This window comes from Nonomuraea mesophila (assembly GCF_004352805.1).
Classification (GTDB): domain Bacteria; phylum Actinomycetota; class Actinomycetes; order Streptosporangiales; family Streptosporangiaceae; genus Nonomuraea; species Nonomuraea longispora.
Window position 1 is genome coordinate 19,490 of sequence record NZ_SMLD01000065.1, and the last position, 26,005, is coordinate 45,494.

Consider the following 26,005-nt stretch of genomic DNA (forward strand, 5'->3'; position numbering starts at 1 on the left):
TTGGACGGATCATCGCTGCGTACATAGCGTCTAAGACGTGACTGCCACGATAGAGCGCGGCGCCGCCACAGCGCCCGTCACCCCTCCCAGCACCCCGAAGCGCCGCAGAGCGCGCGGCTTCATGGGCTCCTCGAACGGCAAGAAGGCCGTCATGGCCGTCACGGGCGCCGTGATGGTGCTCTTCCTCGTCCTTCACATGCTCGGCAACCTCAAGATCTTCTTCGGCCGCGACTCGTTCAACGACTACGCGCACGCGCTGCGCACGCTGCTCGAGCCGATCGTCCCCTACCGCACGGTGCTGACGGCCCTGGAGATCGTGCTCGTCGTCTCCGTCGTCGCCCACATGTGGGCCGCGATCTCGCTGACCCGGCGCGCGGGCAAGGCCAGGCCGGTGAAGTACGTCGCCAAGAAGTCGCAGGCGAGTGGCTACGCCACCCACATCATGCGGTTCGGCGGCCTGACGATCGCGCTGTTCCTGGTCTGGCACCTGCTCGACCTGACCTTCGGCGTCGTCAACCCCAAGGGCTTCGACGCGGCCCCCGCCGACCGGATGATCGCGGGCTTCGACCCGTCCCGGTGGTGGGTGACGCTCATCTACATCGTCGCCGTCGCCATGGTCGGGCTGCACCTGCGGCACGGCGTCTGGAGCGCGTTCCAGACCCTCGGCTGGGCCAACCGGACCCGCACCAGAACGCTGCGCCTCGGGGCAGGGCTGCTCTCCGCCGCCCTGGTCGTCGGCTTCCTCGCCCCGCCCCTCGCGATCACGTTCGGAGTCGTCAAGTGAACCACACCCAGGGCCCGGACATCCGGGACACCAAGGCGCCCTCCGGCCCCATCGAGGAACGGTGGGAAAAGCGCAAGTTCAGCGCCAGGCTGGTCAACCCCGCGAACAAGCGCAAGCTCCACGTGATCGTGGTCGGCACCGGCCTGGCCGGCGGCTCGGCCGCCGCGACCCTCGGCGAGCTGGGCTACAACGTCACCTCGTTCTGCTACCAGGACTCGCCCCGCCGCGCCCACTCCATCGCCGCGCAGGGCGGCATCAACGCCGCGAAGAACTACCGCGGCGACGGCGACAGCATCTACCGGCTCTTCTACGACACCGTGAAGGGCGGCGACTTCCGCGCCCGGGAGTCGAACGTCTACCGCCTCGCCCAGGTCTCCGTGAACATCATCGACCAGGCCGTCGCGCAGGGCGTGCCGTTCGCCCGCGAGTACGGCGGCCTGCTCGACACCCGCTCGTTCGGCGGCGCCCAGGTCTCCCGTACGTTCTACGCCCGCGGCCAGACGGGCCAGCAGTTGCTGCTGGGCGCGTACCAGGCGCTGGAGCGGCAGGTCGCGGCCGGGACCGTCACCATGCACACCCGGCACGAGATGCTCGACCTGATCGTCTCCGACGGGCGGGCGCGCGGCGTCATCGTGCGCGACATGGTGACCGGCGAGATCGAGCGGCACCTGGCCGACGCCGTGGTGCTGGCCACGGGCGGCTACGGCAACGTGTTCTTCCTGTCCACCAACGCCAAGGGTTGCAACACCACGGCCATCTGGCGGGCGCACGAGCGGGGCGCGTACTTCGCCAACCCCTGCTATACGCAGATCCACCCGACCTGCATCCCGGTCTCCGGCGAGTACCAGTCGAAGCTGACGCTGATGTCGGAGTCGCTGCGCAACGACGGCCGCGTGTGGGTGCCGCTGCGCAAGAACGACTCCCGCGCCCCCGGCGACATCCCCGAGCAGGAGCGCGACTACTACCTGGAGCGGATCTACCCCGCGTTCGGCAACCTCGTGCCCCGCGACATCGCCTCCAGGGCCGCCAAGAACGTCTGCGACGAGGGCCGCGGCGTCGGTCCCGGCGGCCTCGGCGTCTACCTGGACTTCCGCGACGCGATCGGCCGGCTCGGGCGCGACGCCGTGGAGAAGAAGTACGGCAACCTGTTCGAGATGTACGAGCGCATCACGGGCGAGAACCCGTACGACGTGCCGATGCGCATCTACCCGGCCGTGCACTACACGATGGGCGGGTTGTGGGTGGACTACGACCTGCAGGCCACGATCCCCGGCCTGTTCGTCATCGGGGAGGCCAACTTCTCCGACCACGGCGCCAACCGGCTCGGCGCGTCGGCGCTGATGCAGGGGCTCGCCGACGGATATTTCGTGCTTCCCACCACCATCGGTGACTACCTCGCGGACGGCCCGTACGGCGACGTCGACGAGGAGGCCGTCGCCGAGGCCGAGATCAAGGTCCGCGACAAGATCGACCGGCTGATGTCCGTGAACGGCACCCGCACCCCCGACTCCTTCCACCGCGAGCTGGGCAAGCTCATGTGGGACTACTGCGGCATGGAACGCACGGAGGAGTCGCTGCGCAAGGCGCTGGAGCGCATCCCCGAGCTGCGCGAGGAGTTCTGGCGGGACGTCAAGGTGAGCGGCACCGCCGAGGAGCTGAACCAGGTCCTGGAGAAGGCCGGCCGCGTCGCCGACTTCTTCGACCTCGCCGAGCTCATGTGCCTCGACGCCCTGGTTCGCACGGAGTCGTGCGGCGGCCACTTCCGCGCCGAGTCCCAGGACTCCGACGGCGAGGCGCTGCGGGACGACGAGCGCTTCGCGCACGTCTCCGCCTGGGAGCGCACCCCCGACGGGCCGGTGCTGCACAAGGAACCGCTCGAGTACGAGTACGTCAAGATGACCCAGCGGAGCTACAAGTGAACCTGACCCTGCGCGTCTGGCGCCAGAGCGGCCCCTCCGACGACGGGCGGATGGTGACGTACAAGGTGGAGGACGTCTCCCCGGACATGTCCTTCCTGGAGATGCTGGACGTCCTCAACGAGCGTCTCATCCTGGAGGGCGACGACCCGATCGCCTTCGACCACGACTGCCGTGAGGGCATCTGCGGCATGTGCGGCATGGTCATCAACGGCGTGGCGCACGGCGAGCAGCGCGCCACGACGACGTGCCAGCTGCACATGCGCCACTTCGAGGACGGCGCCACCATCACCATCGAACCGTGGCGGGCCGCGCCGTTCCCGGTCGTCAAGGACCTCGTGGTGGACCGGAGCGCGTTCGACCGGATCATCCAGGCGGGCGGTTTCGTCTCCGTCCCGGCCGGGTCGGCGCCCGACGCCCACAGCATCCCCGTACGCAAGGAGGACGCGGACGACGCGTTCGACGCGGCGACCTGCATCGGCTGCGGCGCGTGCGTGGCCGCCTGCCCGAACGGCTCGGCCTCGCTGTTCACCGCCGCCAAGATCACGCACCTGAGCCTGCTGCCCCAGGGCCAGCCGGAACGGATGTCCCGCGCCAAGGCCATGGTGGACCAGATGGACGCGGAGGGGTTCGGCGGCTGCACGAACACGGGGGAGTGCACGGCGGTCTGCCCCAAGGGCATCCCGCTGGACACGATCGCCCAGATGAACAGCGACTACCTCAAGGCCAACAGCAAGTAGGCCGCCGCCCTCAACCCCGGGTGGCGAGGAAGTCCGTGACCAGGGCGGCGACGGTCGCCGGCTGCTCGGCGAGCATGTCGTGGCCGGCGTCCAGCTCCCTGACCTCGATGTGGGCGGGCAGGCCGGCGAGGTCGCGGCGCACCCCTCTCCTGAACGCCTCCATCAGCTCCCCGCCGGGCATGCCCTGCGGGTCGCGGGTCGGGATGACCACCAGGGCGTCGCAGGAGACCTCACCCAGCAGGGGGATCGTGTCGCGGAACTCCGGGGTGCGGCGCACCGTTTCGAGCAGGTCCACGCCCGGCCGGGCGTAGACCTGCCCGTCCCGCTCGACGAGCGCCCTGGCGGGGAACATGGGCCTGAGCTCGGCGGGCAGCGGCCCGCCCATGCCCGCCGCCTGCTGGTCGAACGTGGCCTTGAGCCGCGCCAGCTCCCGATCCCTCGCCTCCGGGTCCATCCCCGGGTAGTTGCCCGGGTCGCTCTCCGCGCTGCGCAGCCCGTCGAGGTTGACGATCGCCGGGCATTCGGGATGTCGCCTGGCCCACGCCACGGCGAGCATGCCGCCCAGCGACTGGCCGACGACCGCAGGGTTGCCGAGCCCGAGGTGTTTCACCACGGCCTCGAGATCGTCCAGCGCCTTGTCCCACTCCCACGGGCCGTCGCCCGACAGGCCGTGGCCCCGCAGGTCAAGAGCGACGGCCCGGTGGCCGGGCAGGTCGAACGGGTCCCACGCCTCCAGGGTGCCGCCCAGGCCGTGAAGGAGGAGGACGGGCTCGCCGGAGCCGCCGCGGTCGCGTACGGCGAGGGGAATGTCGTGATCAGTGAGGGTGAAGTCGTGCGCCATGACGCTCCTGAGGTTGGTTGAGCCGTTCGCGGATGGAGTGGGTGCTCACCCCGCCGCCGGGATGCCGGTCGAGCTTCGCGCGCTTGACGAGGTCGTGAACGCCCTGCCGGGTGATGCCGAGCATCGCGCCCGCCGTGGCGAAGGGGACCGCTTCCCTGCCCGGATGGCCCGCGCGCCGGGCCACTGCCCTGCCGAACGCGCTGCGCCACCACTCGTCCGGGGGATCGAAAGGGCCGTCGCCGGGGAAGAGGGCCGCGATCAACCGCGCCGCCGTCCGGACCGCGAGGTCGTCGTCGGGGCCCAGCAACTGTGCCGCCCACACCTCGGCCTCGATCCGCAGCCGCGCCCTGACCGGCCGGACCTGCTCGTCGGAGCCGAACAGGATCTCCAACGGGTCGACGATCCGCCGCCCGACCAGCTCGGCCAGCTCACCCGCCAACGCCACATGCTCACGCGTGCTCACTTGACACACAATAGCAAGTACTTGCTCTGTAGCGTCAAGTAGAAGCGAATCACTTGGTTTAGGGGTGCGAACAAATTAGTATGTTCGTGAGCATACAAATGAGGAGGCGTTGATGCGCAAGCCGACCAGAGTCCTCGCCCGGGACGCGGAGTGGGCCGCGCTCGCGCAGTTCGTCCGGCACTCGGACACCCACCTCCGGCTCGGCGTCGTGTCAGGACGGCGCAGGGTCGGAAAGAGTTTCCTGCTCCGTGCGCTCGCCGAGGCCACCGATGGGCTCTATGTCTCGGCCGTGGCCGAGGAGGGGGTGGTCGCCGCCCGGCGACGGCTCGCCACGGAGATCGCACATTACGCGGGCCTGAGTCCCGAACTGGTAGCCGACGCGAGCTGGGAATCGCTTCTCTCCACGGCGATCGAGCTGACGGCCCGGCGCGGCGGAGCAGGACCGCCGAGCGTGTTCGTCATTGACGAGTTGCCCTACTGGGTGGCGCACTCTCCCGAACTGCCCGGACTCTTGCAGCTGTTGTACGACCGATCCCAGGCCGAGCAGGGTGTGCCGGGAGGACGAGTGATCGTCTGCGGGTCGGCCATGTCGGTCATGAACGAGTTGCTCTCCGGTACGAAGGCGCTGCGAGGACGGGCGTCGATCGATCTTCGTCTCCACCCGTTCGATCTGGCCACCACGGCGCGGCACTGGGGCATTCAGGATCCGGCGGCCGCCTTCCGGGTGCATGCGACACTCGGCGGCGCGCCCGGCTACCGCAACCTGTCGACTGTGGATCCGCCCCGGACCGCCGAAGAGGTGGACACCTGGATCCCGGCCACTGTGCTGGATCCGCGGCAGGCGCTCTTCTCGGGAAGCGAAGCCGAATATCTGCTGCGTGAAGATCCCAGGTTCACCGGAAGCGCACTGCATTACGCGCTCATCAATGCCGTCGCCAACGGCGCCACGAGCCCGGCGAAGATCGGAGGGCTGCTCGAACAGCCGCGCTCGTCGCTGACCCGGCCCATCGACGCGCTCACCAGCGCGGGATACCTACGGCGCGAAAGCGATCCGTTGTGGGAAAGACGGCCGGTGATCACGATTGCCGACCCCATCGTCCGGTTCCACAACCTGATCACCGTTCCGCAGCGCGATCTCGTGGAGACGGGGCAGGCGGCCGAGGCCTGGCGACGTTCACGGCCCACCTTCGTCGCTCGCGTTCTGGGGCCTCACTTCGAGGATTGCGCCAGGGCGTGGCTTCGGGCCCAGGCCGATTCCTCGCTGCGGGGAGATGCCACCCAGGTGGCGGCGACCGTCGTCAACGACAGGGAAGGGCAGGCCAAGCACGAAATCGACGTCGTCGCCCTGGACAAGCGGTCGGGGAGGGCGCGCATCAGCCTTGTCGGTGAGGCCAAGGCCACGGTCATCCGGCGGAGCGTGGCTGACCTCGATCGGCTCGACCGGCTGAAAGGGCTGCTGGCGGAGCACGGGCATGACGTCAGGTCGGCGTTCCTGGCGCTGTTCTCGACGGAGGGATTTCAGCCGGATCTGGTCACCGCGGCACGTCGCAGGGGAGACGTGCTGCTGGTCGACCTGCCTGGGCTGCTCGGCGCCGGTGATCCTGTGGTGGTTCCCGGCTCCTGACCAGGTGGGGCGGCTGAGGGGGCGTTCGTGGCCGGAACCCGGTCAGGCGCTCTGGCGGTCGTCGTCGGAGGCCCGGCAACTGTGCCGCCCACAGCTCGGCCTCGATCCGCAGCCGCGCCCTGACCGGTCGGACCTGCTCGTCGGAGCCGAACAGGATCTCTCTGTAAAGAATGATAGGCAGAGCTATGATAAGTTGAGCTATTATCTGGGTATGCTACGTAAGCCTGGGCGGCTTTCCGGCCGCGATGTCGAATGGGAAAACCTGGCCGAATTCGCTACCAGCCAGGCGGTGGGTGCCACCCTCGGACTCGTGTACGGTCGCCGCCGCCAGGGCAAGACGCTCATGCTCGAACTGCTGGCCCAGGAGACCGGGGGCCTGCTCTTCGGCGCCACCCAGCAAACCGAGGCGCAGAACTTGGCCGATTTGGGTGCGGCGTACGCGACCTATCGTGGCCTGCGCCAGCCGGTCCGGTTCGGCAACTGGAGGGAAGCGCTCGACGAATTGCTGCGCCTCGGCGACGAACGTGCCACGCCGGTGATCCTCGACGAGTTTCCCTACCTGGTCTCGGCCACGCCGGCGCTTCCCTCTTACCTGCAGCAGGCACTCAGCCCGACGGGGCATGCCAAGGAACACACCCGCACCCGGCTGATCCTCTGCGGCAGCGCCCTCACCACGATGGCCCAGTTGCTCGGAGGCGGTGCTCCACTGCGTGGTCGGGCCGTGCTCGAACTCATCGTGCGGCCGTTCGGCTTCCGCGAGGCGAGTGCCTTCTGGAGGCTTACAGAGTCACCGGAACTGGCCTTCCGGGTGCACGCGCTCGTCGGCGGCACGCCCGCGTACCTGGAGATGTGCGGGGGAACCGGCCCCGCCGACCTCAGCGGCTTCGATCGATGGGTGCAGCGGCGGCTGCTCAACCCGGCATCCGCGATGTTTCGCGAGGGCGGTCTGTTGCTCAGGGAAGAGCCTTCGATCTCCGATCCCACGTCCTACGCGGCCACGTTGACGGCGATCAGCGCCGGTAATCACCGTCGCAGTGAGATCGCCGCCGCTCTCGGGCGGCCCACGAGTGCGCTGGCCCACCTGCTCGGGGGATTGCAGAGCATCGGCCTCGTGGAACAGGTTGATGACGCGTTGCGGGAGAAGCGGAGCGTGTTCAGGATCGCTGAGCCGATCGTCCGGCTGCACCAGCTGATCACGCAGCGGCGGGAGCCGGAGCTGATCAGCGGTCAAGCGGCCCGGGTCTGGCGCGACCATGCCGATACGGTCGCGTCCAAGATTTACGGACCCCATTTCGAGGACCTCGCGCGCGAATGGTGCTTCCTGTATGCGTCCACCGGCACGCTCGGGGGAACGGCAAGCACCGTCCGTCCCAGCGAAATTTCGTGCCGTGCACACCGCCATGGACACGAACTCGACATCGTGGTGTCCGAGGCGACCTCCTTCGCCGGAGATCGGATCACTGCGATCGGCGAGGCGAAGGGCACCCTTGCCCCCGTGGACGTCCCGCAGCTTCGGCGGTTGGAGCACCTTCGCGCCCTGCTGCCCGACACCCGCATCGGCGAGCAGCCCAAGCTGCTGCTCTTCGCACGCTCCGGATTCACTGACGGCTTGGTGGAAGCGGCGCGCGGGCGGGCGGACGTGGAACTGGTCGACCTGAACCGCCTGTATTTCGGGGACTGACGATCCACAGCGGACCGCCGACGAGGTGGACACCTGGATCCCGGCCACCGTGCCGGACCCACGGCGCGAGCTCTTCTCGGGCCGCAACGCGATCCCTGCGGGGATGCCATCCCGGTAGCGAGGGCCGTCGGGGGAGACGTGCTGCTGGTCGACCTGCCTGGGCTGCTCGGCGCCGGTGATCCTGTGGTGGTTCCCGGCTCCTGACAGGTGGGGGGCGTTCGTGGCCAGAACCCGGTCAGGCGCTCTGGCGGGACTCGTCATTGGCGTTGGTGCGGATCTGCTGGATGCGCTGCTTGGTCAGGCCGAGCAGCTCGCCGATGTCGCCGTCGGACAGGCCCAGCTCGTGCATGTGCGTGACCCGCTTCTTCAGCGTGCGCGTGTAGTCCTCGGCGATCGCGGCGGCCTGGCGTTGCAGTGCGGCGAAGTCGTCGAGGTCCTGCTCGGACAGGCCGGGCAGCGCGTAGTGGAAGACGGGCGCGGGCGGCCGGTCGCGGTCGGCGAACAGGAACGGCAGCCCTTCGGTGACGTCGGCGTGCAGTTCCTTCAGCGTGCGCGCGGACATGCCTCCGGCCACGCCGTCCACCTGGGCCAGCCACAGGCTGCCCGCCAGCGTGATGTGAACGTCAACGCGGTCCGCGGTCATGCGTCCTCCAGCCAGTGGTCGCCGAACAGGTGCGCGAGCCCCTGCTCGAGGGAGTCGACCAGGTGGGGCGTCTCCCCGGGGTAGAGCGGGACGATCGCGCGGGCCGCGACGCGGCCCTCGGCGTCCCACAGCAGGAGGAAGCGCTGCCGCCTGGTCGTCTCCGCCCAGTCGCAGCGCAGGCCATGGGTGTGGGAGAGCCCGATGATCCGGTCGCGGATGGCCGCGTAGTCGTCTCGTTCCACCACACGCGGCAGACTATATCCCTTGCCTACCACCGACAAGAGGTCTTGTCGCTGACATTCGCTATGGCCTGTCCGGGACCCAGGCGCGCAGGAAGGTGCCCACGGCGGCGCGGGCCAGGTCGCGGAGTTCGGTGTCGGCGATCTGGCGGGTGCCCAGGCGGGAGCGGGCCTCCAGCGGGCCGAGGAGCAGTGCGAGGAACTGCTCGGCCGCGAGGTCGGGGTCGGTGGTGCGCAGGCGGCCGGCGAGCGCGAGCCGTGCCAGGCGGTCGGCCAGCGCCTGGGCGAGGTGGTGGGGGCCGCTGCCGATCACGACGTCGAGAATGTCTGGAAATCTCGTGATCTCGGAGTAGAGCAGCCGTTTCAACGCGCACGAACGTTCGTCGGTGTGCAGCCGCAGCAGTGCGTGGGCGACGTCCTCCAGGGTGCCGGCCAGGTCGTCGCCCGGGTCGGCCAGCGGCGCGAGCGCGCCGATCCGGGCGTCGAGCGCGGCCTGTGAGGCGGCCTCCACGGCGTGCCGGAACAGCGTGGCCTTGTCGGTCATGTGGTTGTAGACCGTCGGTTTGGCCACGCCCGCCTCGTCCGCGATGTCCTGCACACAGGCCTGCGCGTATCCCAGGCGGGCGAACACGGCGAACGCGCCGCCGAGGATCGCCTGGCGCTTGTCGATGCGTCCGCGGGTGCTGGTGGCCATGTCTGGGATTGTACGCGCCGGTTCAAATCTGTAGACGTACGGGTTGCATGCGAACGCATGAGATAACTACGTTGAACCCATGAGTTCAATACCGTCGGATGAACGCATGGACTCCCGGCTCCTCGGCATGATCGGCGTGATCCTGCTCGGCGGGCTGCTGGGCATCCTCAACAGCACGATGGCCGCCGTCGCCGTCGACACCCTGGCCGGCGCCTTCTCCACCTCGCTCAGCACGGTCGGCTGGACGTCCACCGGCTTCCTGCTCGCGGTCACCGCCACCATCCCGTTCACCACGTGGGCCGTCGACCGGTTCGGAGGCAAGCGGCTGTGGCTGGTGGGGCTGGCCCTCTTCCTGGCCGGATCGTTGCTGGCCGGGCTGGCCTGGAACGTCGGCAGCCTGATCGCCTTCCGGGTGCTTCAGGGGTTCGGGGCGGGGCTGCTCGACCCGCTCGTGCTGATCCTCCTGGCCAGGGCCGCCGGACCGCGCCGGGCCGGCCGCGTGATGGGGCTGATGGGCGTGGTGCTGTCACTCGGGCCCGTGCTCGGGCCGATCGCGGGCGGCGCGGTGCTCGCCGGACTCTCGTGGCGGTGGATGTTCCTGCTCAGCGTGCCCGTCGGACTGATCGCCCTGCTGCTGGCCGTACGCGTGATCCCCGCCGAAGAACCGTCCGGCGGGTCGTCCGGTAGGTCGCTCGCCCGGCTGGACGTCGTCGGGCTGGCGCTGCTCGGGCCCGGGTTCGCGGCCGTCGTCCTGGCGCTGTCGCAGACGGCCGAGCAGGGGTCGTTCGCCGCCTGGCAGGCGCTGCTGCCGCTGGCCGCCGGCGTGCTGCTGCTCGTCGCGTACGCCGTCCACGCGCTGCGGGCGCGAGCGGGGGACGCGCCGCTCATCGACCTGCGCCTGTTCGCCAGCCGGGGCTTCACCGCCAGCGTCACGATCATGGGACTCGGCGGGTTGTCCCTTTTCGGGGCGCTGTTCGCGCTGCCGCTGTACTACCAGCAGGCACACGGGCACGGCGTGCTCGCCGCCGGCCTGCTGATGGCGCCGCTCGGGCTGGGCGGCTCGATCGCGATGCCGCTGGCCGGGCGGCTGTCGGACCGGATCGGCGCGCGTGGCCTGGCCGTCGGGGGTGTCGTCGTCGCCCTGCTCAGCGCGCTCTCCTTCACCCGGATGGGAGCCGGCACCCCCGAGATCTGGCCGGCGCTGGCGGCGCTCACGCTCGGGCTGGGCAGCGGATCTTTCAGCGCGCCCACCATGGGCTCGCTCTATCGCACGCTTCCCGGGCCCATGGTGGCGCAGGGCAGCTCAGTGCTCTACATGCTCAACCAGCTCGGCGCCGCCCTCGGCGTGGCAGTCGTCACGCTCGTCCTGCAGACGGCCGGCGACGTGATCACCGGTTTCCACGGCATCTTCTGGCTCGTCGTGTCCGTGCTGGTGATCGTGCTGGCGGTCATCCCGCTCCTGCCCGGCAGGCCGCCCGCCCAGGTCGTACAGAAGGAGCCGGCGAGAACCCGATGACGGCTCACCCGCCCCACGGCACCGGCACACGCCGATTGGTTCTTGAGGCGGACCAATTTTGCTGTGATTGGCCCTGTGAGTGAGCCGTCTTTGTGGATTGGCTGGTCTCCTACGCCAACCACCGAGGAGGAAAGATGGCTGTCGAAGTCAGTGTTCGTGTGTCGGTTCCCGAGGTCATCGGTACGCTGCCGGGGCCGTGGCAGCAGCGGCAGCTCGCCGAGGTGAACGACGCGGTGGTTCGGCTGGCCCGCTTCCACGGTGCCTTTCCGTGGCACTACCACGACGAGGACGAGTTGTTCCTGTGCTGGGACGGCACGTTCAGCATCGAGCTCGAAGGGCGGGAGTCCGTCGTCATGCGGGCGGGAGATGTCTTCGTCGTGCCTCGAGGGTTGCCGCACCGGCCCGTGGCCGACGAGCCGGCGCACGCGCTCATGGTGGAGAAGCCGGAGACGAAGCAGTACGGCAGTCAGCCAGAAAACGGGCAGGTGTGAAAAGCCCCACCCGACGGACGGCTCACCAGCGTTCCACGAGGTGCTCGCGGCCGGGTGGTGGATCGTAGGGTTCCGGCCAGTAATCGGTGACGCGGCTGATCAACCCCTGCGGCGAGAGGTCGAACCAGACACACGCGTCCAGCGGCTCAGCGCCCACGCGAGCGTCGATCCACGCCGCCGCATGGAGCCCGTCGGCGACGATGCGCCGCACCCGTAAGTGCCAGTCGCCGGGGTAATCCCTGTTGAACTGGAGAAAGGCCCGCTTGCCGTGGATGCGCTCGCGAGTCTGCGGCATCTCGTACACCACGTCCTCGGCGAGCAGGCGGCCGAGCGCCTGCCAATCCCGCCGCTCGGTGCTGCCGACGTAGGCCTGCACGGCACGCCGGGTTCTGGAGGTCTCGTCCACCCGCCGCACTTTACGTTCCGGCACCGACAGAAAGACGGCTCCCCGCCTGTCGCGCAGGCGGGGAGCCGTGGGCCTGCTCAGCCCTTGTAGTTGAAGATCTGGCGCAGCGTGTGCTGCACCTCCACCAGGTCCCTCTGGTCCGCCATCACCTGGTCGATGGGCTTGTACGCCTCCGGGTGCTCGTCCACCAGGGCGGCGGCCCGGTCCGCGTTCCAGGTGCGGCCGCTCATGGCCGCGGTGAGCGACGAGACCGACAGCTCACGCTTGGCCTTCGTACGCGACATGCGGCGGCCCGCCCCGTGGGAGCACGAGGTGTACGACTCGGGGTTTCCCCGCCCGCGCACGATGTACGAGCGCGTGCCCATCGAGCCCGGAATCACGCCCTCGTCGCCGCTGTCGGCCTTGATGGCCCCCTTACGGGTGATCCACAACGACTTGCCGTAGTGGGTCTCCTGCTGGGTGAAGTTGTGATGGCAGTTGATCGTGCGGACGCGCTGCCCCTTACCGGTGACGCGGAACAGGGCGTTGATCAGGACCTTGTCCATCCGGGCGCGCGAGGCCATCGCGTAGCGCTGGGCCCACAACATGTCCTCGATGTACGCGGTGAACTCCCGCGTGTCCTGGACGAAGTACGCCAGGTCCGGGTCCTCCAGGCCGACCTCCTGCCTCTTCATCATCTTCTTGGCGCCCGTGATGTGCAGCTGGGCGAGCTGGTTGCCGATGCCGCGCGACCCCGAGTGCAGCACCGTCCAGACGTGGTCGCGCTCGTCGAGGCAGACCTCGACGAAGTGGTTGCCGGAGCCGAGGGTGCCGAACTGGTCGGCCACCTTCTTCGTCTGCTTCGGGTTGAGGTCGGTGTGGGGGAGCCCGAGGTCGCTGAGCGCGCGGTCGGTCGACGGGTCGTCGTGGCCCTTGCCGACGCCGGCGGGGATGCGCTGCTCCACCAGCGGCATGAGGGCCGCGAGCGTGTCGGGCAGGTCCGCGGCCGTGAGCGTCGTCTCCGTGGCCACCATGCCGCAGCCGATGTCGACGCCGACGGCGGCGGGGATGATCGCGTTCTCGGTGGGGATCACGGAGCCGACCGTCGCACCGATGCCGACGTGCGCGTCCGGCATGAGAGCGACGTGGCCGGAGACGAACGGCAGGCGGGCGGTGCGTGCGGCCTGCATGATCGCGCCTTCGTCGATCTCGCTGGCCCACGACAGCAGGTTCGGTGCGGGCTGGTTCGGCATGAAAGAAAACTCCTCACTGGGTTTTGATCAGTCTGGCCGGACCAGTAAGGATTTCCCACCTATTTTATGCACCCCCGGCCGGCAGCGCTCCAGCCCGGACGCGGGTCGAGAGAGCGTTTTCTCAGCTGTCATTGAGGTTTTCACATGGTAACAAGCATCTTGACAGCGGTGTTATGGACGAGGAACCTTCTTGTCAGGGAGCGCTCCCCGACACCACCCCCCGCTTCTCACGGAGACGTCGTGAGTCCACCCCCCAGCCCCGGCGTACGACGCCTGAGGGCCTTCCAGCGCCTTCTCGCCGTGCGGGTCCGCCGATGACCCCCAAGGGAGCCGCCATGCTCGTTTCCCGACTTTTCGCGTTACTGTCCGTACTGATCGGAATGGTGGCCGTGGTGCCCCGGCCCGCGGTGGCCGAGCCCGTACGGGTGGCGGAGTTCCTCGCCGACTGCCCGTTCAGTCACCGGCTGCCCGACGACCCGATCGTCTTCCCCGGCCTGCCGGGCGCCTCGCACATGCACAGCTTCTTCGGCAGCCGCGTCACCAACGCCCACACCCAGCTCAACGACCTGCTCAACGGCGCCACGAACTGCAACCCGGCCGTGGACAGGTCGTCGTACTGGGTGCCCACCCTCTACAGGGACGGCACCCCCGTCGAGCCGGCCATCGTCACGTTCTACTACCTCGGCGAGGGCGTGCGTGACGACATCGTCGCCAGGACCCAGCCGCTGCCGCTCGGGCTGCGGATCGTCGCGGGCAACGCCATGGCGACGGGGCCCGACCACACGACGATCTCCCGGTGGTCCTGCCTGCACGCCGGGCACGTGGGCGCCTCGAAGGACTTCGTCACCTGCCCGCCGGGGACGATGCTGGAGTCGTACCTCGACTTCCCGCAGTGCTGGAACGGGCGTGACCTCGACTCCGCCGACCACAAGAGCCACATGGCCTACCCGGTGGCCGGGGCCTGCCCGAGCACGCATCCCGTACCGGTGCCCAAGCTGCGGCAGGTGATCCGCTACCCGGTGAGCGGCGACCCGTCACACTTCCGGCTGGCGTCGGGAGGCGGGTTCACGATGCACGGCGACTTCTTCAACGCCTGGCCGGAGGCGGAGATGGAGCGCCGGGTACGCGACTGCATCCGTCCGGTCATCAAGTGCGGCGCCGACGGGCGGCCGTCGTAACCCCTGTCCATCGCCCGGGCGGGCCGTCCCGCCCGGGCCCTCGCGGAGGTCGTGCGCGTGTCACGGGTGCTCGGGTCCCTGCTGCTGACCGTCCTGCTGCTCGGCTGCTCGGCCGCCCCCGCCCCCGCGCCGACCTCCAGCGAGTCCTTCACCACCACGGACGTGGCCTGGTTGCAACTGGCCGAGGCGTTGCACACGCGGGCGCTGCCGCTCCTGGAACTGGCCGGGGACCGCGCGGCGGACCCGCCGCTCGCCGGGCTGGCCGCCCGGCTCGGCGAGGAGCACGAGAGCGAACGCGGCCGACTGCGCGCCCTGCTCGCCCAGGCCCGGGTCACCGGCGAGAACCCGCACGAGCAGCACGACATGCCCGGCATGCCCACCGCCGCCGACCTGGACGCGCTGTCGGGGCTGCGGGACGAGGCGTTCGACCGCAGGTTCGTCACGCTGTTGCGGGCGTACCTGAAGCAGCTCGCGCTGGTGGCGGACGGCGAGCAGAACGCGGGCGGCGCGCAACAGGCACGCGAGCTCGCGGCCGCCATGCGGCGCGAGCACACCGCCGACCTGGCCGAGCTGGATCGCGTCGCCGGGCGTCCTTGAGGCGGCCCGGTAGGTTGGCCCGATGGAGCTCGGGGAGTTGCTGGGATCGGGACGCAGCGCCGACGTGTACACGATCGGTGAGGACCTGGTCCTGCGCCGCTACCGGTCGGGCCTCGACGCGCGCGGGGAGGCCGCGGTCATGGAGTACGTGGCCGGGCACGGCTATCCCGTGCCCCGCGTGCGTCCAGCGGACGGACCGGCCACCGACCTGGTGATGGAGCGGCTGACCGGGCCCACGATGTTGCACGCGATGCTCGGCGGGGAGCTCAGCCCCGAGGCGGCGGGCGACGGCATCGCGCGGCTCCTGCTGCGCCTGCACCGCATCCCGGCGCGCAGCTCGGCCGACCCCCGCGATCGGGTGCTCCACCTGGACCTGCACCCGGACAACGTCATGCTCACGCCCCGCGGCCCGATGGTGATCGACTGGAGCAACACCGAAGAGGGCCTGCCCGAGGACGACTGCGCCATCTCGGCGGTGATCCTCGCCCAGGTCGCGGCCGACGACGAGGACGGGCGGGCGCCGGCGGCACGGGCGGCGCTGGGTGCGCTGCTGGCCGGGCTGGGCGCCGCGATGGACTATGACGACGCGCTGGAGCGGGCCAGGGACCGGCGGAGCGCGAACCCCACGATGACCCCTCGGGAACTGCACCTGCTCGACGCGGCGACCGCCCTGGTGCGCGAACTGCGCCGGTGAGCTGACTCCGGCTGCGGGCCCGCGGGCGACAACCACTTCGGCCGTGAGCGACAGCCGCCCTCACGGCCGCCAGGCGCCTCGCCCACCGCGCCTCGCGGGGCTGCTCTCACGGCCGCCAGGCGCCTCGCGCGGCCGCCTCGGTGACGTAGCTTTCGAACGGTTTGGGCGGTCGGTCGGTCACCTGGGTCACGACCTCGGTGACCGGCTGGTCGCCGAGGGCGCGCAGCGCCGCGAACGCCTTGGCGGCACGGATGGCGTCGCCGGAGAAGCCCTGCGCCGCGATGTATTCCTCCTCGCCGCCCAGGTAGGTGATCTCGCGGCCCACCGCCCAGCCGATGATCTCCGCGGCCTCCCCGAACGACAGGGCGCGCGGCCCCGTGATCTCGTAGGAGCGGCCCGCGTGGCCGTCCTGCGTGAGCGCCGCGGCGGCGACCGCGGCGATGTCGCCGGCGTCGACGAACGCCTGACGCACGGCGCCCATCGGCAACATCAGCTCGCCCGCCATGACCGCGGGCCGCAGGAAACCCTCGTCGAAGTTCTGGTGGAACCAGCTCGGCCGCAGGATCGTCCACCCGGTGCCGCTGTCGCGGACCGTGCGTTCGGCGGCCATCAGCCGCTCGTCGCCCATGACCTCGATGCCGCCGCTGGACAGCAGCATGATGTGGCCGACCCCTTGTTCCGCCGCGAGCGACACGAACGCCGGATCGATCGGGACGCCGTCGGGGGCCATGAGGAAGACGCCGGACGCCCCTCGCACCGCGGGCTCCCACGTGCCGGGCCGCGCCCAGTCGAACGCGGTTTCGCCACTCCTGGAGGCGGCGCGCACGTCGTGGTCCGCCGCGCGCAGCCGCTCAGCCACGCGCCGCCCGATGGTGCCTGTCGCGCCGAGGACAAGGATCACGTGCCGAGTCATGCCCCGAGTCAAGCAAAGGACACCGACAGAACCTGTCAAAGACGTCCGGCGGCCCGCGCCATCCGGTCGTCCGGTCACTCGGTCCAGGCGGAGGTGGTGTCGAGGCGCTCACGCCACAGTTTCTCGCCGCCCCCGCCGGGCTCCCAGCGGCCGCAGAAGCCGAGCAGGTCGCGGCAGCGCGCCAGCATCGCCGCGTGGCGCTCGGACCAGCCGGGCACGGGCTCGCCGTACGCGGCGAAGAAGCGGGGCAGCAGCGGCACGTGCTCGGGGTGGTGCGTACGGACGATCCACTCGCACCAGGCGAGGTCCTCGACCGGCCGCCCCGGATGGGCCCACTCCCAGTCGAGGATCGCGGCCGTCTCGAACGTCGCCGGGTGGAACAACATGTTCTGCGGCCCGTAGTCGCCGTGCACGATGCCGAGCCGGTGGATGCGGGCCAGCATGCGGCCGCACTCGGCGAGCACCTCCGCGGCACGGCCGTCGTCCAGCAGGTCCTGGCCGTGGGAGCCCTCGACCCAGCGGGTGGTGAGGCTGGTCGAGGTGACCTCGTGGACGCGGGGCACGGGGATGCGGCCGCGCAGGCGGCGCAGATATCTGCTCTCCGTGCTGAGCCTGAACGCCGCCTCGGGCCCCTGGTAGCACTTCACGACCAGGGCGCCGTCGCCGACCGTACTGTTGGTGTACCCGTGCTTCACAAGGCTCGATTCTGGCGCACCCCGACCCCTGCCGGGTGCCCCGGCACGCCATCGCCCGCGCCTCCGATACACGATGTAAGGACGGAACAAACAGCCCAACGGGGTGAAAAGTGCGCGCACGTCAGGCCTGAACGGGAGAAGCGCGAGCGGCACCGTCCCGGCCCTGGTGTGCACCGTGTAAAGAATGCCCGCGCGGGCGCTCTCACCGCATACCCCCACGTCATCACGGAAAGCGAGACTCTGTTACACAGAGTGCATGTCCGAACTTCGTACGGGCCAGGTGCGGAACCTGGTGCTCGCCACCGCCGCCTTCGCGGTGACGTTCTGGGCGTGGAACCTCATCGGACCGCTGTCCGGGAGCTACGGCGGGCAATTGGGGTTGTCGCAGACGCAGCTCTCGCTCCTGGTGGCGATCCCCGTGGTCGTCGGCTCGCTGGGACGCATCCCCATGGGCATGCTGGCCGACCGGTACGGCGGGCGGCGCATGTTCGCGGCCGTCTGCTTCGTCTCGATCGTGCCCGTCCTGTTCACCGGCTGGTCCCACTCGTACGGCTGGCTGCTGTTCTGGGGGTTCGTCCTCGGCATCCCCGGCACGTCGTTCGCCGTCGGCATCCCGTTCGTCAACGCGTGGTACGAACCCGCCCGCCGGGGTTTCGCCACCGGCGTGTTCGGGGCCGGGATGGGCGGCACCGCGCTGTCGGCGTTCTGCACGCCGGTCCTGGTGGAGGCGTTCGGCCGGGCGTTCACGCACGCGCTGATGGCGGTGGCGCTCGCGGTGACCGGGCTGGTCATGCTGGGCATCGGCCGTGACTCGCCGCGCTGGACGCCCGCGACCGCACCCGCCTGGCCCAGGATCCGGGAGGCCATGACGCTCAAGGCCACCTGGCAGTCGGCCTTCCTGTACGCGGTGGCCTTCGGCGGGTTCGTGGCGTTCTCGACGTACCTGCCGACCCTGCTGCAGAACGTCTACCGCTACGCCCAGACCGGCGCGGGGCTGCGTACGGCCGGGTTCTCGATCGCGGCGGTGCTGGCCAGGCCGCTGGGAGGCGCGCTTTCCGACCGGATCGGACCGGTCAAGGTGCTGCTCATCGCGTTCGGCGGCACCACGGTCATGGCGCTCGTGCTGGCGCTGCAACCCCCGGCCGAGGTGCCCGCGGGGGCGAGTTTCGTCCTCATGGCGCTCTTCCTCGGGCTCGGGACGGGCGGCGTGTTCGCGCTCGTCGCCCGGCTCGTCGAAGCCTCCAGAGTCGGTACGGTGACCGGGCTCGTCGGCGCCGCGGGAGGGCTCGGTGGCTATTTCCCGCCCCTCGTCATGGGGGCCGTCTATGCCGCCACCGGGGCGTACACGATCGGCTACGCCCTCCTCGCGGTCACCGCGCTGGTGACGCTGACGTACACGATGCGGGCCTTCCGCGGCATCGAGCAGCACTAAGGGAACGTTCCAGCAGGTCGAAAACCGTTTGCCGGGCCGCCCCGCGCCTTGTCAAGGTTGTCAGGCTATGCGCTCCCTTCCTGAGGCCGATCCCGGCGTGCCCGACATCCGCAGCCCGCTGCGCTATTTGTGGTGGACCGCGCGCAGGCAGTGGCCGACTCTGCTCACGGGCATCGGCTTCGCCACCCTGTGGTGGCTGGTGCAGGCCCTGATGCCGGCCGTGCTCGGCAGGGGCATCGACGCCGTCACGGCCAAGGACTCCCAGGCCCTGCTGTTCTGGGCGGGCGTCCTGCTGGCGCTCGGCCTGCTGCAGGCCTACACCGGGCTGATGCGGCACCGGATGGCCGTGCAAACCTGGTTGTCGGCCGCCTACCGCACCGTGCAGGTGACCGCCAGGCAGGCCGCCAGGCTCGGCGCCACGCTGCCCAAGCGGCTGTCCACCGGCGAGGTGGTCAGCGTCGGCAACTCCGACATCGCCCACATCGGCAGCTCCATGGACATCCTGCTGCGCGGCACCGGCTCCATCGTGGCGATCGTCACCGTCACCGTGATCCTGATCTCGACCTCGCTGCCGCTCGGCCTGCTCGTGTTGTTCGGCGTGCCGATCATGGCTCTCGCCGTCTCGCCGCTGCTGCGCCCACTGCACCGGCGGCAGCGCAGGCACCGCGAGCTGGTCGGCGATCTTTCCACCAGGGCGAGCGACATCGTGGCGGGTCTGCGGGTGCTGCGCGGCATCGGCGGCGAGCAGGTCTTCGCCGGCCGTTATCGCGAGGAGTCGCAGCTCGTCCGCCAGGCCGGCGTCGGCGTGGCCAGAGTCGAGTCGGCGCTCGAAGGCGCCCAGATCGTGCTGCCGGGCCTGCTCATCGCCGTCGTCACCGGCGTCGGCGCCTCCTTCGCCGTCGCGGGTGAGATCCCCACCGGCCAGCTCGTCTCGTTCTACCTCTACGCCGTCTTCCTCATCGGCCCGCTGCGCACCCTCACCGAGGCCGCCGACAAGCTCACCAAAGGCCACGTCGCCGCCGGCCGCGTGATCCGCATCCTGTCGATCGAGCCCGAGGTCACCGGCGGCACGGCCAGCAGCCCCGGCGGCGTGCTGCGCGACTCCTACAGCGGCGTCACCCTCCAGCCGTGCTCGCTGACCGCCGTCGCCGCCGACTCGCCCGACGACGCCGCCGCCATCGCCGACCGGCTCGGCCACTACGCCGACGGTGACGTCACCTTCGGCTCGGCCAACCTGGCCGACCTGCCTCTCGCCGAGATCCGCGCCCGCATCCTCGTCGCCGACAACAGCGCCCGCCTGTTCACCGGCCGCCTGCGCGACGAGCTCGACGTGCGCGGCGGCGCCACCGACGCCCAGCTGCGCGAGGCGCTGCACGCGGCCTGCGCCGACGACATCGTCGAGGCCCTGCCCGACGGGCTCGACACGGTCGTGGCCGAGGCCGGTCGTGAGTTCTCCGGCGGGCAACAGCAGCGGCTGCGCCTGGTCAGAGCGCTGCTGGCCGACCCCGAGGTGCTCATCCTGGTCGAGCCCACCAGCGCCGTCGACGCCCACAGCGAGGCCCGCATCGCCGGGCGGCTGGCCAAGGCCCGCGCCGGCCGCACCACGCTGATCTGCACGACCAGCCCTCTGGTGCTCGACCGCACCGACCACGTCATCTACGTCGAGGACGGCAGGGTGCTGGCCGAGGGCACACACCGGCAGCTGCTCACCAGCACGCCCGCCTATGCCGCGACCGTGACCCGCGGGGAGGACTGACACATGGCCCGCGAGATCCTTCCGGTCGCCGACCGCAAACAGGTGCGCGCCTATGCCAGGCGGCTGACCCTGCGCTATCCGCGCGAGCTCACCCTCGCTCTCACCCTGCACGGGCTGGCCGCCGTGGCCGGGCTGGCCGTGCCGTGGCAGCTCGGCGAGCTGGTGCAGGACGTGCAGTACGGCGCCGAGGTCAACGTCGTCGTCGTGGCCGCCGCCATCGGGGCGTTCCTGCTGCTGCAGGGCGTGCTCGTCCGCCATGCCGTACTGGCCTCCGCCAGGCTCGGCGAGAAGGTGCTGGCCGAGCTGCGCGAGGAGTTCGTCGACCGGGTGCTCGGGCTGCCCTTGTCCACCGTCGAACGGGCCGGCGCCGGCGACCTGATCACCAGGACCTCCCGCGACGTCGACGCCCTGTCGCGCACCGTGCGGCACGCCGTCCCCGAGACGCTCATCGCGTCCGTCACCTTCGTGATCACCGTGGGCGCCCTGATCCTGGTCAGCCCCTTGCTCATGCTGCCCATGCTGATCGCCGGCCCGGTGTTGTGGATCTCCACGCGCTGGTATCTGAAGCGGGCGCGCGACGGCTATCTCCGCGAGAACGCCGCCTACGCCGATCTCACCGAAGGACTGGCCGAGACCGTCGAGGGCGCCAGGGCGGTGGAGGCGCTCGGGCTGCAGGAGCGGCGCAGGGCCCGCACCGACGACGACATCGCCCGCTCGTACGCCGCCGAACGCTACACGCTGCACCTGCGCACCGTGTGGTTCCCCGCCGTCGAGCTGGGCTATGTGCTGCCCGTCGTGGCCACGCTGCTGGTCGGCGGCCTCTTCTACACCAACGGCTGGGTCGCGCTCGCCCAGGTGACCACCGCCACGCTCTATGCCCAGCAGCTCATCGACCCGCTCGACAGGTTCCTCATGTGGATTGACGAGCTGCAGGTGGGCGGGGCGTCCATGGCCCGGCTGCTCGGCGTGGCCAACGTGCCCGACGACCGGGTGACCTCCGCCTCGTCGTCGCCCTCCGGCGAACTCCTGGAGGCGTCGGACGTGCGCTACGCCTACCGTGAGGGCCGCGACGTGCTGCACGGCGTGTCGCTGACCGTGCAGCCGGGGGAGCGGCTGGCCATGGTCGGTCCGTCGGGCGCCGGCAAGTCGACGCTGGGGCGGCTGCTGGCCGGCATCCACGGGCCGCGCGCCGGCTCCGTCGCCGTGGGCGGGGTGCCGCTCGTCGAAATGCCCCTCGACGACCTGCGCGGCCACGTCGCACTCGTCACCCAGGAACACCACGTGTTCAAGGGCACGGTGCGCGACAACCTCGTGATCGCCCGCTCCGACGCCGGCGATCAGGCCGTGCGCAAGGCGCTCGAAGCGGTGGACGCGCTCGACTGGGTGCTGGAACTGCCCGACGGACTGGAGACCCAGGTGGGCTCGGGCGGGCTCGCCGTCTCGCCCGCGCAGGCCCAGCAACTCGCCCTGGCCCGCCTCGTCCTCGCCGACCCGCACACCCTCGTGCTGGACGAGGCCACCTCCCTCATCGACCCGCGGGCCGCCAGGCACCTGGAACGCTCGCTGGCCGCCGTACTCGACGGACGGACGGTCATCGCGATCGCCCACCGCCTCTACACGGCCCACGACGCCGACCGGGTGGCCGTCGTGGAGGACGGACGCATCAGCGAACTGGGCTCCCACGACGAACTGGTGGCGGAGGGCGGCTCCTACGCAGCCCTGTGGACCAGCTGGCACGGCACCCCCTCCACCACCAACCAGTGACGCCGCCCGCCCGCTGTGCGCGGCACCTTCCCGGAGGGGGCTGCGTCAGCACTGAGCCGGCAGCGAAATCGCAACCCTTCTGACGTGGAGGGTTGGTCCAGGTCGCGAGTCAGCCTTTCTGGCGCGGAGGGTCGTTCCGTGCCGCGAACACGAGCTCCGATGGAGGATCACCGTTCGGAACAGGCGCTCGGCCCGGCATACAGGAGCTGCCCGCGACTCAACCGGTGCCGTGTTCCAGCACGTGATCGGTGCCGGTCGTCCGCGACACGTGCGCGACGGCGTCGAACGCCTCGAACACCGGCAGGTCCAGAAAATAGTCGGCCATGCGGGAGTGCCGGAAGGACGCCGCGTCGTGGACATGCGGGCGTGCGGCGCGCAGATCGGCGAGCGCCCAGAGCCGGTCGGTGGGGAAGGCCGCCTCGATGCTTCCGTCGACCGGCGGCGGGAGCGGGGCGGCATACCAGGCGCCATGCGGCCGCTCCGGAGTCGGCGCGCCCAGCGTGGTGGTCTGGCCGACACTCGAGGTCACGCCGATGGCCCGATAGGCGTCCCCCAGGGCCGCTGCGAGGTGCGCGCCGGCCGGCAGGAGCGGGTGCCTCTGGCTGTCCAGTGCGGGCGTGCGCTGGATGTGCCAGTTGTGCGCCGCAAGCACCACGCGCGCGCCGCCCTCCACAAGGCGCAGCACGGACTCCGCCATGTAGAGGTCGCGGAAGGTGGAGGCAGACTCGAAGCCCTCGGTGGAGTTGGCGCGGTGGAGGTGGTCGAGATACCAGGCGCCGCGCAAATGCCACATCGCCGTGTCGTGCTCGGCTCCGTGGCCTCGGGCGTGCTGGACGAGGGTCAGACGCTGCAGGCGAGCCATCAGCTGACTCAGCGCGCCCGTGAGTACGTCCCGCTGTTCCGGTGGAAGGTCGGCATAGCGGTCGAGAGCCACGAAGACGACCGGATCGTCGAACCGGCGCACGACGCCGGCCGCCTCCTCCAGCACCGGGAGCGCCTCCGGCGCGGCCCAGCGTAGGTAGCCGGCGAGCTCTTCCAGCGCGGGCAGAGGCGAGGCCGCGGCCCCGGGCAGGTCGGTGCCCACACACCGAACCGGCGTGGCGGTGGTGTGGTTGCGGCCCCGCATCCACGCCAGTGCCTCGTGCAGCTCCCGGCACTGTCCCAGGGACAGGGCAATGCCGTCCGCCGCGACCTGTTCGACGGTGCCGGGGCCGCCTTGGACCCACGCGTCCAAGACCTGGCCCTGGGTGAACGGCGCCTCGAGGGCGTACACCTCGAAGCCGCACCGCTCGACCAGGAAGCGCAGAAGGCGATGGCGTACCTGGTAGAACTCCCGGATGTGGTGGGTGCTCTCGCCCAGAGCCACGACCTGCGCACATCCGATGATGTCGCGCAGCGGTTCGAGGTCGTCCACGGGCGCCTGGAAGTCCAGGGTTTCCATGGTCGAGGCGTGAGCAGCGACCCAGCTGTCGAAACTCGTCTGACGGCCTGTCTCCACGTTCATAGCGGACAGCCTCACACGGCAGGCCTGCCCGGGCCGTCGTGCGGGAGGAGGGACTTGGGCGTACGACCGGCGAAGTAGCCCCGCCGCGGACGAAGACGCCGGGAGTAGCGGAGTACGCAGCGATGCTGCGGCGCCTTCTTTCCTTCCGAGCGTCCAGAGCAAGATCGGCTGTGAGGCGCAGGCACTGACCGTTTGCCGGTGAGGGTGACCCGTCACCTGCTTGACGCGGGACATTCCCGGGTGGTTTGCGGTATTTACGTTCACTGGAAAGCTCTGCCGCGTGCACGGATGCCCGTACGAAGCGGGCATCCGGAGACGGGGCTTCGTCAGCATGGTGTGGGCTTGGCGGGGACGGTGCGGTCGGTGAAGTAGCGGTTGATGTGGTCGCGTGCGCACTCGTTGAAGCCGTAGAGCGTGTGGCCGGGCCCGTCGTGGTGGACGACGGCGCTGCCCGGGACCGACGACAGCGCTCGGGCCACCGAGTCGGACTCGCCCCACGCTCCCGCTCCGAGCAGGGGAGGCAGCCCCTTGGGGAGGGGAGCGGGCTTGTTGGTCACGGTCACCGGCCATCCGATGCAGCCCAGCATCGCCGTGGCGAGGGTGTTGGCGGTGCCCGCGTTGGGGGCGATCTTGCGTAGGCGGGTGTTGGTGGCGGCCAGCTCCTTGAGGTCGGCGAAGCGGGGCCAGTCGGTGCATTCCGTGACGCCCGTGGCCTGGTCGGGGTAGCGGGCACCGCGCTCGGGCACGAAATCGGACGCGTCACCCTTGGCCGCCTTGCGGATCGCCTGCGCCAGGGCGGGCCAGGCCGGCTTGCCCTGCCGGGCCCGGCTGATGGCGAAGGACTGCAGGTCGCGGCCGTTGTAGGCGACGTTGGCGGTCGTCGTGGGGACGGGGGTGCGCTCTGCCTTGGCGATCAGTGCCCGCCAGCGGCCGGGCACGTCGGAGCAGTCGTTGCTCCTGCACCAGGTGAAGAAGCGCCGCAGGAAGCTCTCGTTGGTCTTGGCCGACTCCTCCAGCTCACGTTTCCAGCTCGCGGCGCTGTGGTTGATCGTGCCGTCGAGGACCATCGTGCGGATGCGGCCGGGGAAGAGCCGGGCATATGCCTGGCCGAAGATGCCCGCGTAGGAGGCGCCGTAGAAGTTGAGCTCGCCGTCGCCCAGGAACTTCCTGATGGCCTCCATGTCTCTGGCGTGGTCGGCCGAGCTCATGTGGGCGAACAACTCGGGGTCTTTCAGGCGGCAGGCCTCGGCGTAGCCGCGGTTGGTGTCGGACAGCCGGCCGAGGGCGGCGTCGTCCTCCGGGGCGTCGGGGATGGGGACGCGGGTCCACGAGCACTGCAGGCCCGTGCTGAGGCCCTGGAACTGCTCGCCGTAGCCGCGGGTGTCCCACGTGACGATGTCCATCCGCTCGCGGAGTGCGGCCCACCAGCCGGGGTTGGCCTGGGTCAGGGCGATGCCGGGACCTCCGGGACCGCCGTAGGCCACCAGCACCGACCCCTTCGAGGCGCCGGTGGCCTTGAGCCGCCCCAGTTTCAGGGTGATCGTGCGGCCACCGGGTTTGCTCCAGTCGACCGGGACCTTGAGGTCGGTGCAGACCATCCCGATCTTGTCTCCGGGGCAGGGGCGCCACTCCTGGGCGGTGGTGGTCGCCGCCGCGGCCGGGGCGGTCAGGCCTGCGCCCAGGAGCGCCAGGGTGAGGGCGAGGGGTTTCAGCATGGCGTTCACGATCCCGCAGAGGGTGGCGGGATCGCGTCGGACCAGGGTTTGATCTTCGCGGCGGGGGTGTCGGACCTGGGTTTGTCAGACCGTCCACTCGGCGCGTGGTTCAGAAGTGAGGCTGAGGCGAGCCGGGTGGCTCTCCAGGGTGCCCGGCCGTGGTCGGCTGGGTGGTGGCTCCTGGGCGTCCGGCTCCACGGTCAGCTCGGCGGCGGCCTCACGTGGTGGGTGGGGTGGTCGTTTCGGAGGCTCCTCCGCGTGGCGAGTGCGGTGGATGGTTGTCTTTCGGTCCGTGATGGGTGGCCTGGTGGTCTCCGGTTCCCTGTGTGGCGGGTGAACGGAGTGCTTTCGCGGTTTCCGTGTGTGGTGGGTGGGTGGTTTTGCGGTGCCGGTTCGTGGTGTGGTTTCGGGGGTTCCGTGTGTGGTGGGTGGGTGGTTTTTGCGGTGCCGGTTCGTGGTGTGGTTTCGGGGGTTCCGTGTGTGGTGG

Annotated in this window: 24 protein-coding genes; 13 read left to right on the plus strand and 11 right to left on the minus strand. The window is 70.3% G+C overall.

The features are described from left to right. Positions 1-37 precede the first annotated feature (37 nt). Genes E1295_RS23895 through E1295_RS23905 form a run of 3 tightly spaced genes read left to right on the plus strand, consistent with a single transcriptional unit; the run spans position 38 to position 3,440 of the window. Entirely contained in the window at positions 38-784 is a 747-nt protein-coding gene (locus E1295_RS23895; protein ID WP_246080287.1) for a succinate dehydrogenase cytochrome b subunit, read from the plus strand. After that, on the plus strand, positions 781-2,703 hold the full coding sequence (locus E1295_RS23900; RefSeq protein ID WP_132632815.1) for a fumarate reductase/succinate dehydrogenase flavoprotein subunit: 1,923 nt from the start codon (positions 781-783) through the stop codon (positions 2,701-2,703). The genes E1295_RS23895 and E1295_RS23900 overlap by 4 nt, the downstream gene beginning before the upstream one ends. Next, positions 2,700-3,440: a succinate dehydrogenase/fumarate reductase iron-sulfur subunit gene (locus E1295_RS23905; protein WP_132632817.1), complete on the plus strand. Its 741-nt coding sequence runs from the start codon at positions 2,700-2,702 to the stop codon at positions 3,438-3,440. Before E1295_RS23900 ends, E1295_RS23905 begins: the two co-directional genes overlap by 4 nt. Before the next feature lie 10 nt (positions 3,441-3,450). On the opposite strand, the gene E1295_RS23910 is transcribed toward E1295_RS23905, so the two are convergent. Both E1295_RS23910 and E1295_RS23915 read right to left on the minus strand, forming a co-directional pair. Then, positions 3,451-4,281 (minus strand): alpha/beta fold hydrolase, encoded by an 831-nt coding sequence (locus E1295_RS23910; RefSeq protein ID WP_132632819.1) that lies wholly within the window; start codon positions 4,279-4,281, stop codon positions 3,451-3,453. After that, positions 4,256-4,744, minus strand: coding sequence for a hypothetical protein (locus tag E1295_RS23915; RefSeq protein WP_132632821.1), 489 nt, complete (start codon positions 4,742-4,744; stop codon positions 4,256-4,258). Before E1295_RS23915 ends, E1295_RS23910 begins: the two co-directional genes overlap by 26 nt. Positions 4,745-4,856: 112 nt before the next feature. Between E1295_RS23915 and E1295_RS23920 the strand changes: the two genes are divergently transcribed. Together E1295_RS23920 and E1295_RS23925 are read left to right on the plus strand one after the other, a co-directional pair. After that, positions 4,857-6,368 (plus strand): ATP-binding protein, encoded by a 1,512-nt coding sequence (locus E1295_RS23920; protein ID WP_132632823.1) that lies wholly within the window; start codon positions 4,857-4,859, stop codon positions 6,366-6,368. 193 nt (positions 6,369-6,561) lie between these two features. Next, positions 6,562-8,049, plus strand: a complete 1,488-nt coding sequence (locus E1295_RS23925) for an AAA family ATPase (protein ID WP_246080289.1) — start codon at positions 6,562-6,564, stop codon at positions 8,047-8,049. Positions 8,050-8,284: 235 nt separating this feature from the next. On the opposite strand, the gene E1295_RS23930 is transcribed toward E1295_RS23925, so the two are convergent. The 3 genes from E1295_RS23930 to E1295_RS23940 are packed head-to-tail and all read right to left on the minus strand — an operon-like array spanning position 8,285 to position 9,625. After that, positions 8,285-8,692, minus strand: a complete 408-nt coding sequence (locus E1295_RS23930) for a hypothetical protein (RefSeq protein ID WP_132632825.1) — start codon at positions 8,690-8,692, stop codon at positions 8,285-8,287. Further along, positions 8,689-8,937: a hypothetical protein gene (locus tag E1295_RS23935; RefSeq protein WP_132334163.1), complete on the minus strand. Its 249-nt coding sequence runs from the start codon at positions 8,935-8,937 to the stop codon at positions 8,689-8,691. The genes E1295_RS23930 and E1295_RS23935 overlap by 4 nt, the downstream gene beginning before the upstream one ends. Positions 8,938-8,995: 58 nt before the next feature. Next, on the minus strand, positions 8,996-9,625 hold the full coding sequence (locus E1295_RS23940) for a TetR/AcrR family transcriptional regulator (protein WP_132632827.1): 630 nt from the start codon (positions 9,623-9,625) through the stop codon (positions 8,996-8,998). Between the two features lie 106 nt (positions 9,626-9,731). On the opposite strand from E1295_RS23940, the gene E1295_RS23945 reads away from it, so the two are divergent. Continuing rightward, positions 9,732-11,141, plus strand: a complete 1,410-nt coding sequence (locus E1295_RS23945) for a DHA2 family efflux MFS transporter permease subunit (protein WP_246080291.1) — start codon at positions 9,732-9,734, stop codon at positions 11,139-11,141. 134 nt (positions 11,142-11,275) lie between these two features. Continuing rightward, positions 11,276-11,632: a cupin domain-containing protein gene (locus tag E1295_RS23950; RefSeq protein ID WP_132632831.1), complete on the plus strand. Its 357-nt coding sequence runs from the start codon at positions 11,276-11,278 to the stop codon at positions 11,630-11,632. A gap of 22 nt (positions 11,633-11,654) precedes the next feature. Here E1295_RS23950 and E1295_RS23955 read toward each other — a convergent pair whose 3' ends face one another. Both E1295_RS23955 and E1295_RS23960 read right to left on the minus strand, forming a co-directional pair. Beyond that, positions 11,655-12,038 (minus strand): nuclear transport factor 2 family protein, encoded by a 384-nt coding sequence (locus E1295_RS23955; protein ID WP_246080293.1) that lies wholly within the window; start codon positions 12,036-12,038, stop codon positions 11,655-11,657. Positions 12,039-12,115: 77 nt separating this feature from the next. Then, complete coding sequence (locus tag E1295_RS23960) at positions 12,116-13,270, minus strand: RtcB family protein (protein WP_132632835.1); 1,155 nt, start codon at positions 13,268-13,270, stop codon at positions 12,116-12,118. Positions 13,271-13,605: 335 nt separating this feature from the next. Between E1295_RS23960 and E1295_RS23965 the strand changes: the two genes are divergently transcribed. From E1295_RS23965 to E1295_RS23975, 3 genes are read left to right on the plus strand one after another with little or no spacing between them, the layout of a single operon-like run. Further along, on the plus strand, positions 13,606-14,448 hold the full coding sequence (locus tag E1295_RS23965) for a DUF1996 domain-containing protein (RefSeq protein WP_246080294.1): 843 nt from the start codon (positions 13,606-13,608) through the stop codon (positions 14,446-14,448). A 57-nt stretch (positions 14,449-14,505) separates the two neighbouring features. After that, entirely contained in the window at positions 14,506-15,045 is a 540-nt protein-coding gene (locus E1295_RS23970; protein WP_166427378.1) for a DUF305 domain-containing protein, read from the plus strand. Positions 15,046-15,067: 22 nt separating this feature from the next. Continuing rightward, positions 15,068-15,739, plus strand: a complete 672-nt coding sequence (locus tag E1295_RS23975) for a phosphotransferase (RefSeq protein WP_132632841.1) — start codon at positions 15,068-15,070, stop codon at positions 15,737-15,739. Between the two features lie 106 nt (positions 15,740-15,845). On the opposite strand, the gene E1295_RS23980 is transcribed toward E1295_RS23975, so the two are convergent. Beyond that, complete coding sequence (locus E1295_RS23980) at positions 15,846-16,652, minus strand: SDR family oxidoreductase (RefSeq protein WP_132632843.1); 807 nt, start codon at positions 16,650-16,652, stop codon at positions 15,846-15,848. A 74-nt stretch (positions 16,653-16,726) separates the two neighbouring features. Beyond that, positions 16,727-17,347 (minus strand): phosphotransferase, encoded by a 621-nt coding sequence (locus E1295_RS23985; protein WP_132632845.1) that lies wholly within the window; start codon positions 17,345-17,347, stop codon positions 16,727-16,729. A gap of 256 nt (positions 17,348-17,603) precedes the next feature. On the opposite strand from E1295_RS23985, the gene E1295_RS23990 reads away from it, so the two are divergent. From E1295_RS23990 to E1295_RS24000, 3 genes are all read left to right on the plus strand, one after another. Beyond that, positions 17,604-18,779, plus strand: coding sequence for an MFS transporter (locus tag E1295_RS23990; protein WP_132632847.1), 1,176 nt, complete (start codon positions 17,604-17,606; stop codon positions 18,777-18,779). Between the two features lie 67 nt (positions 18,780-18,846). Continuing rightward, complete coding sequence (locus E1295_RS23995; protein WP_132632849.1) at positions 18,847-20,535, plus strand: ABC transporter ATP-binding protein; 1,689 nt, start codon at positions 18,847-18,849, stop codon at positions 20,533-20,535. A gap of 3 nt (positions 20,536-20,538) precedes the next feature. Then, on the plus strand, positions 20,539-22,299 hold the full coding sequence (locus E1295_RS24000) for an ABC transporter ATP-binding protein (protein ID WP_132632851.1): 1,761 nt from the start codon (positions 20,539-20,541) through the stop codon (positions 22,297-22,299). Positions 22,300-22,516: 217 nt separating this feature from the next. Here E1295_RS24000 and E1295_RS24005 read toward each other — a convergent pair whose 3' ends face one another. Together E1295_RS24005 and E1295_RS24010 are read right to left on the minus strand one after the other, a co-directional pair. Then, a complete protein-coding gene (locus tag E1295_RS24005) occupies positions 22,517-23,803 on the minus strand; it encodes an erythromycin esterase family protein (RefSeq protein ID WP_166427379.1) in 1,287 nt (428 codons plus the stop codon). Positions 23,804-24,129: 326 nt separating this feature from the next. Next, positions 24,130-25,518, minus strand: coding sequence for an alpha/beta fold hydrolase (locus E1295_RS24010; RefSeq protein WP_132632855.1), 1,389 nt, complete (start codon positions 25,516-25,518; stop codon positions 24,130-24,132). Positions 25,519-26,005: the final 487 nt, after the last annotated feature.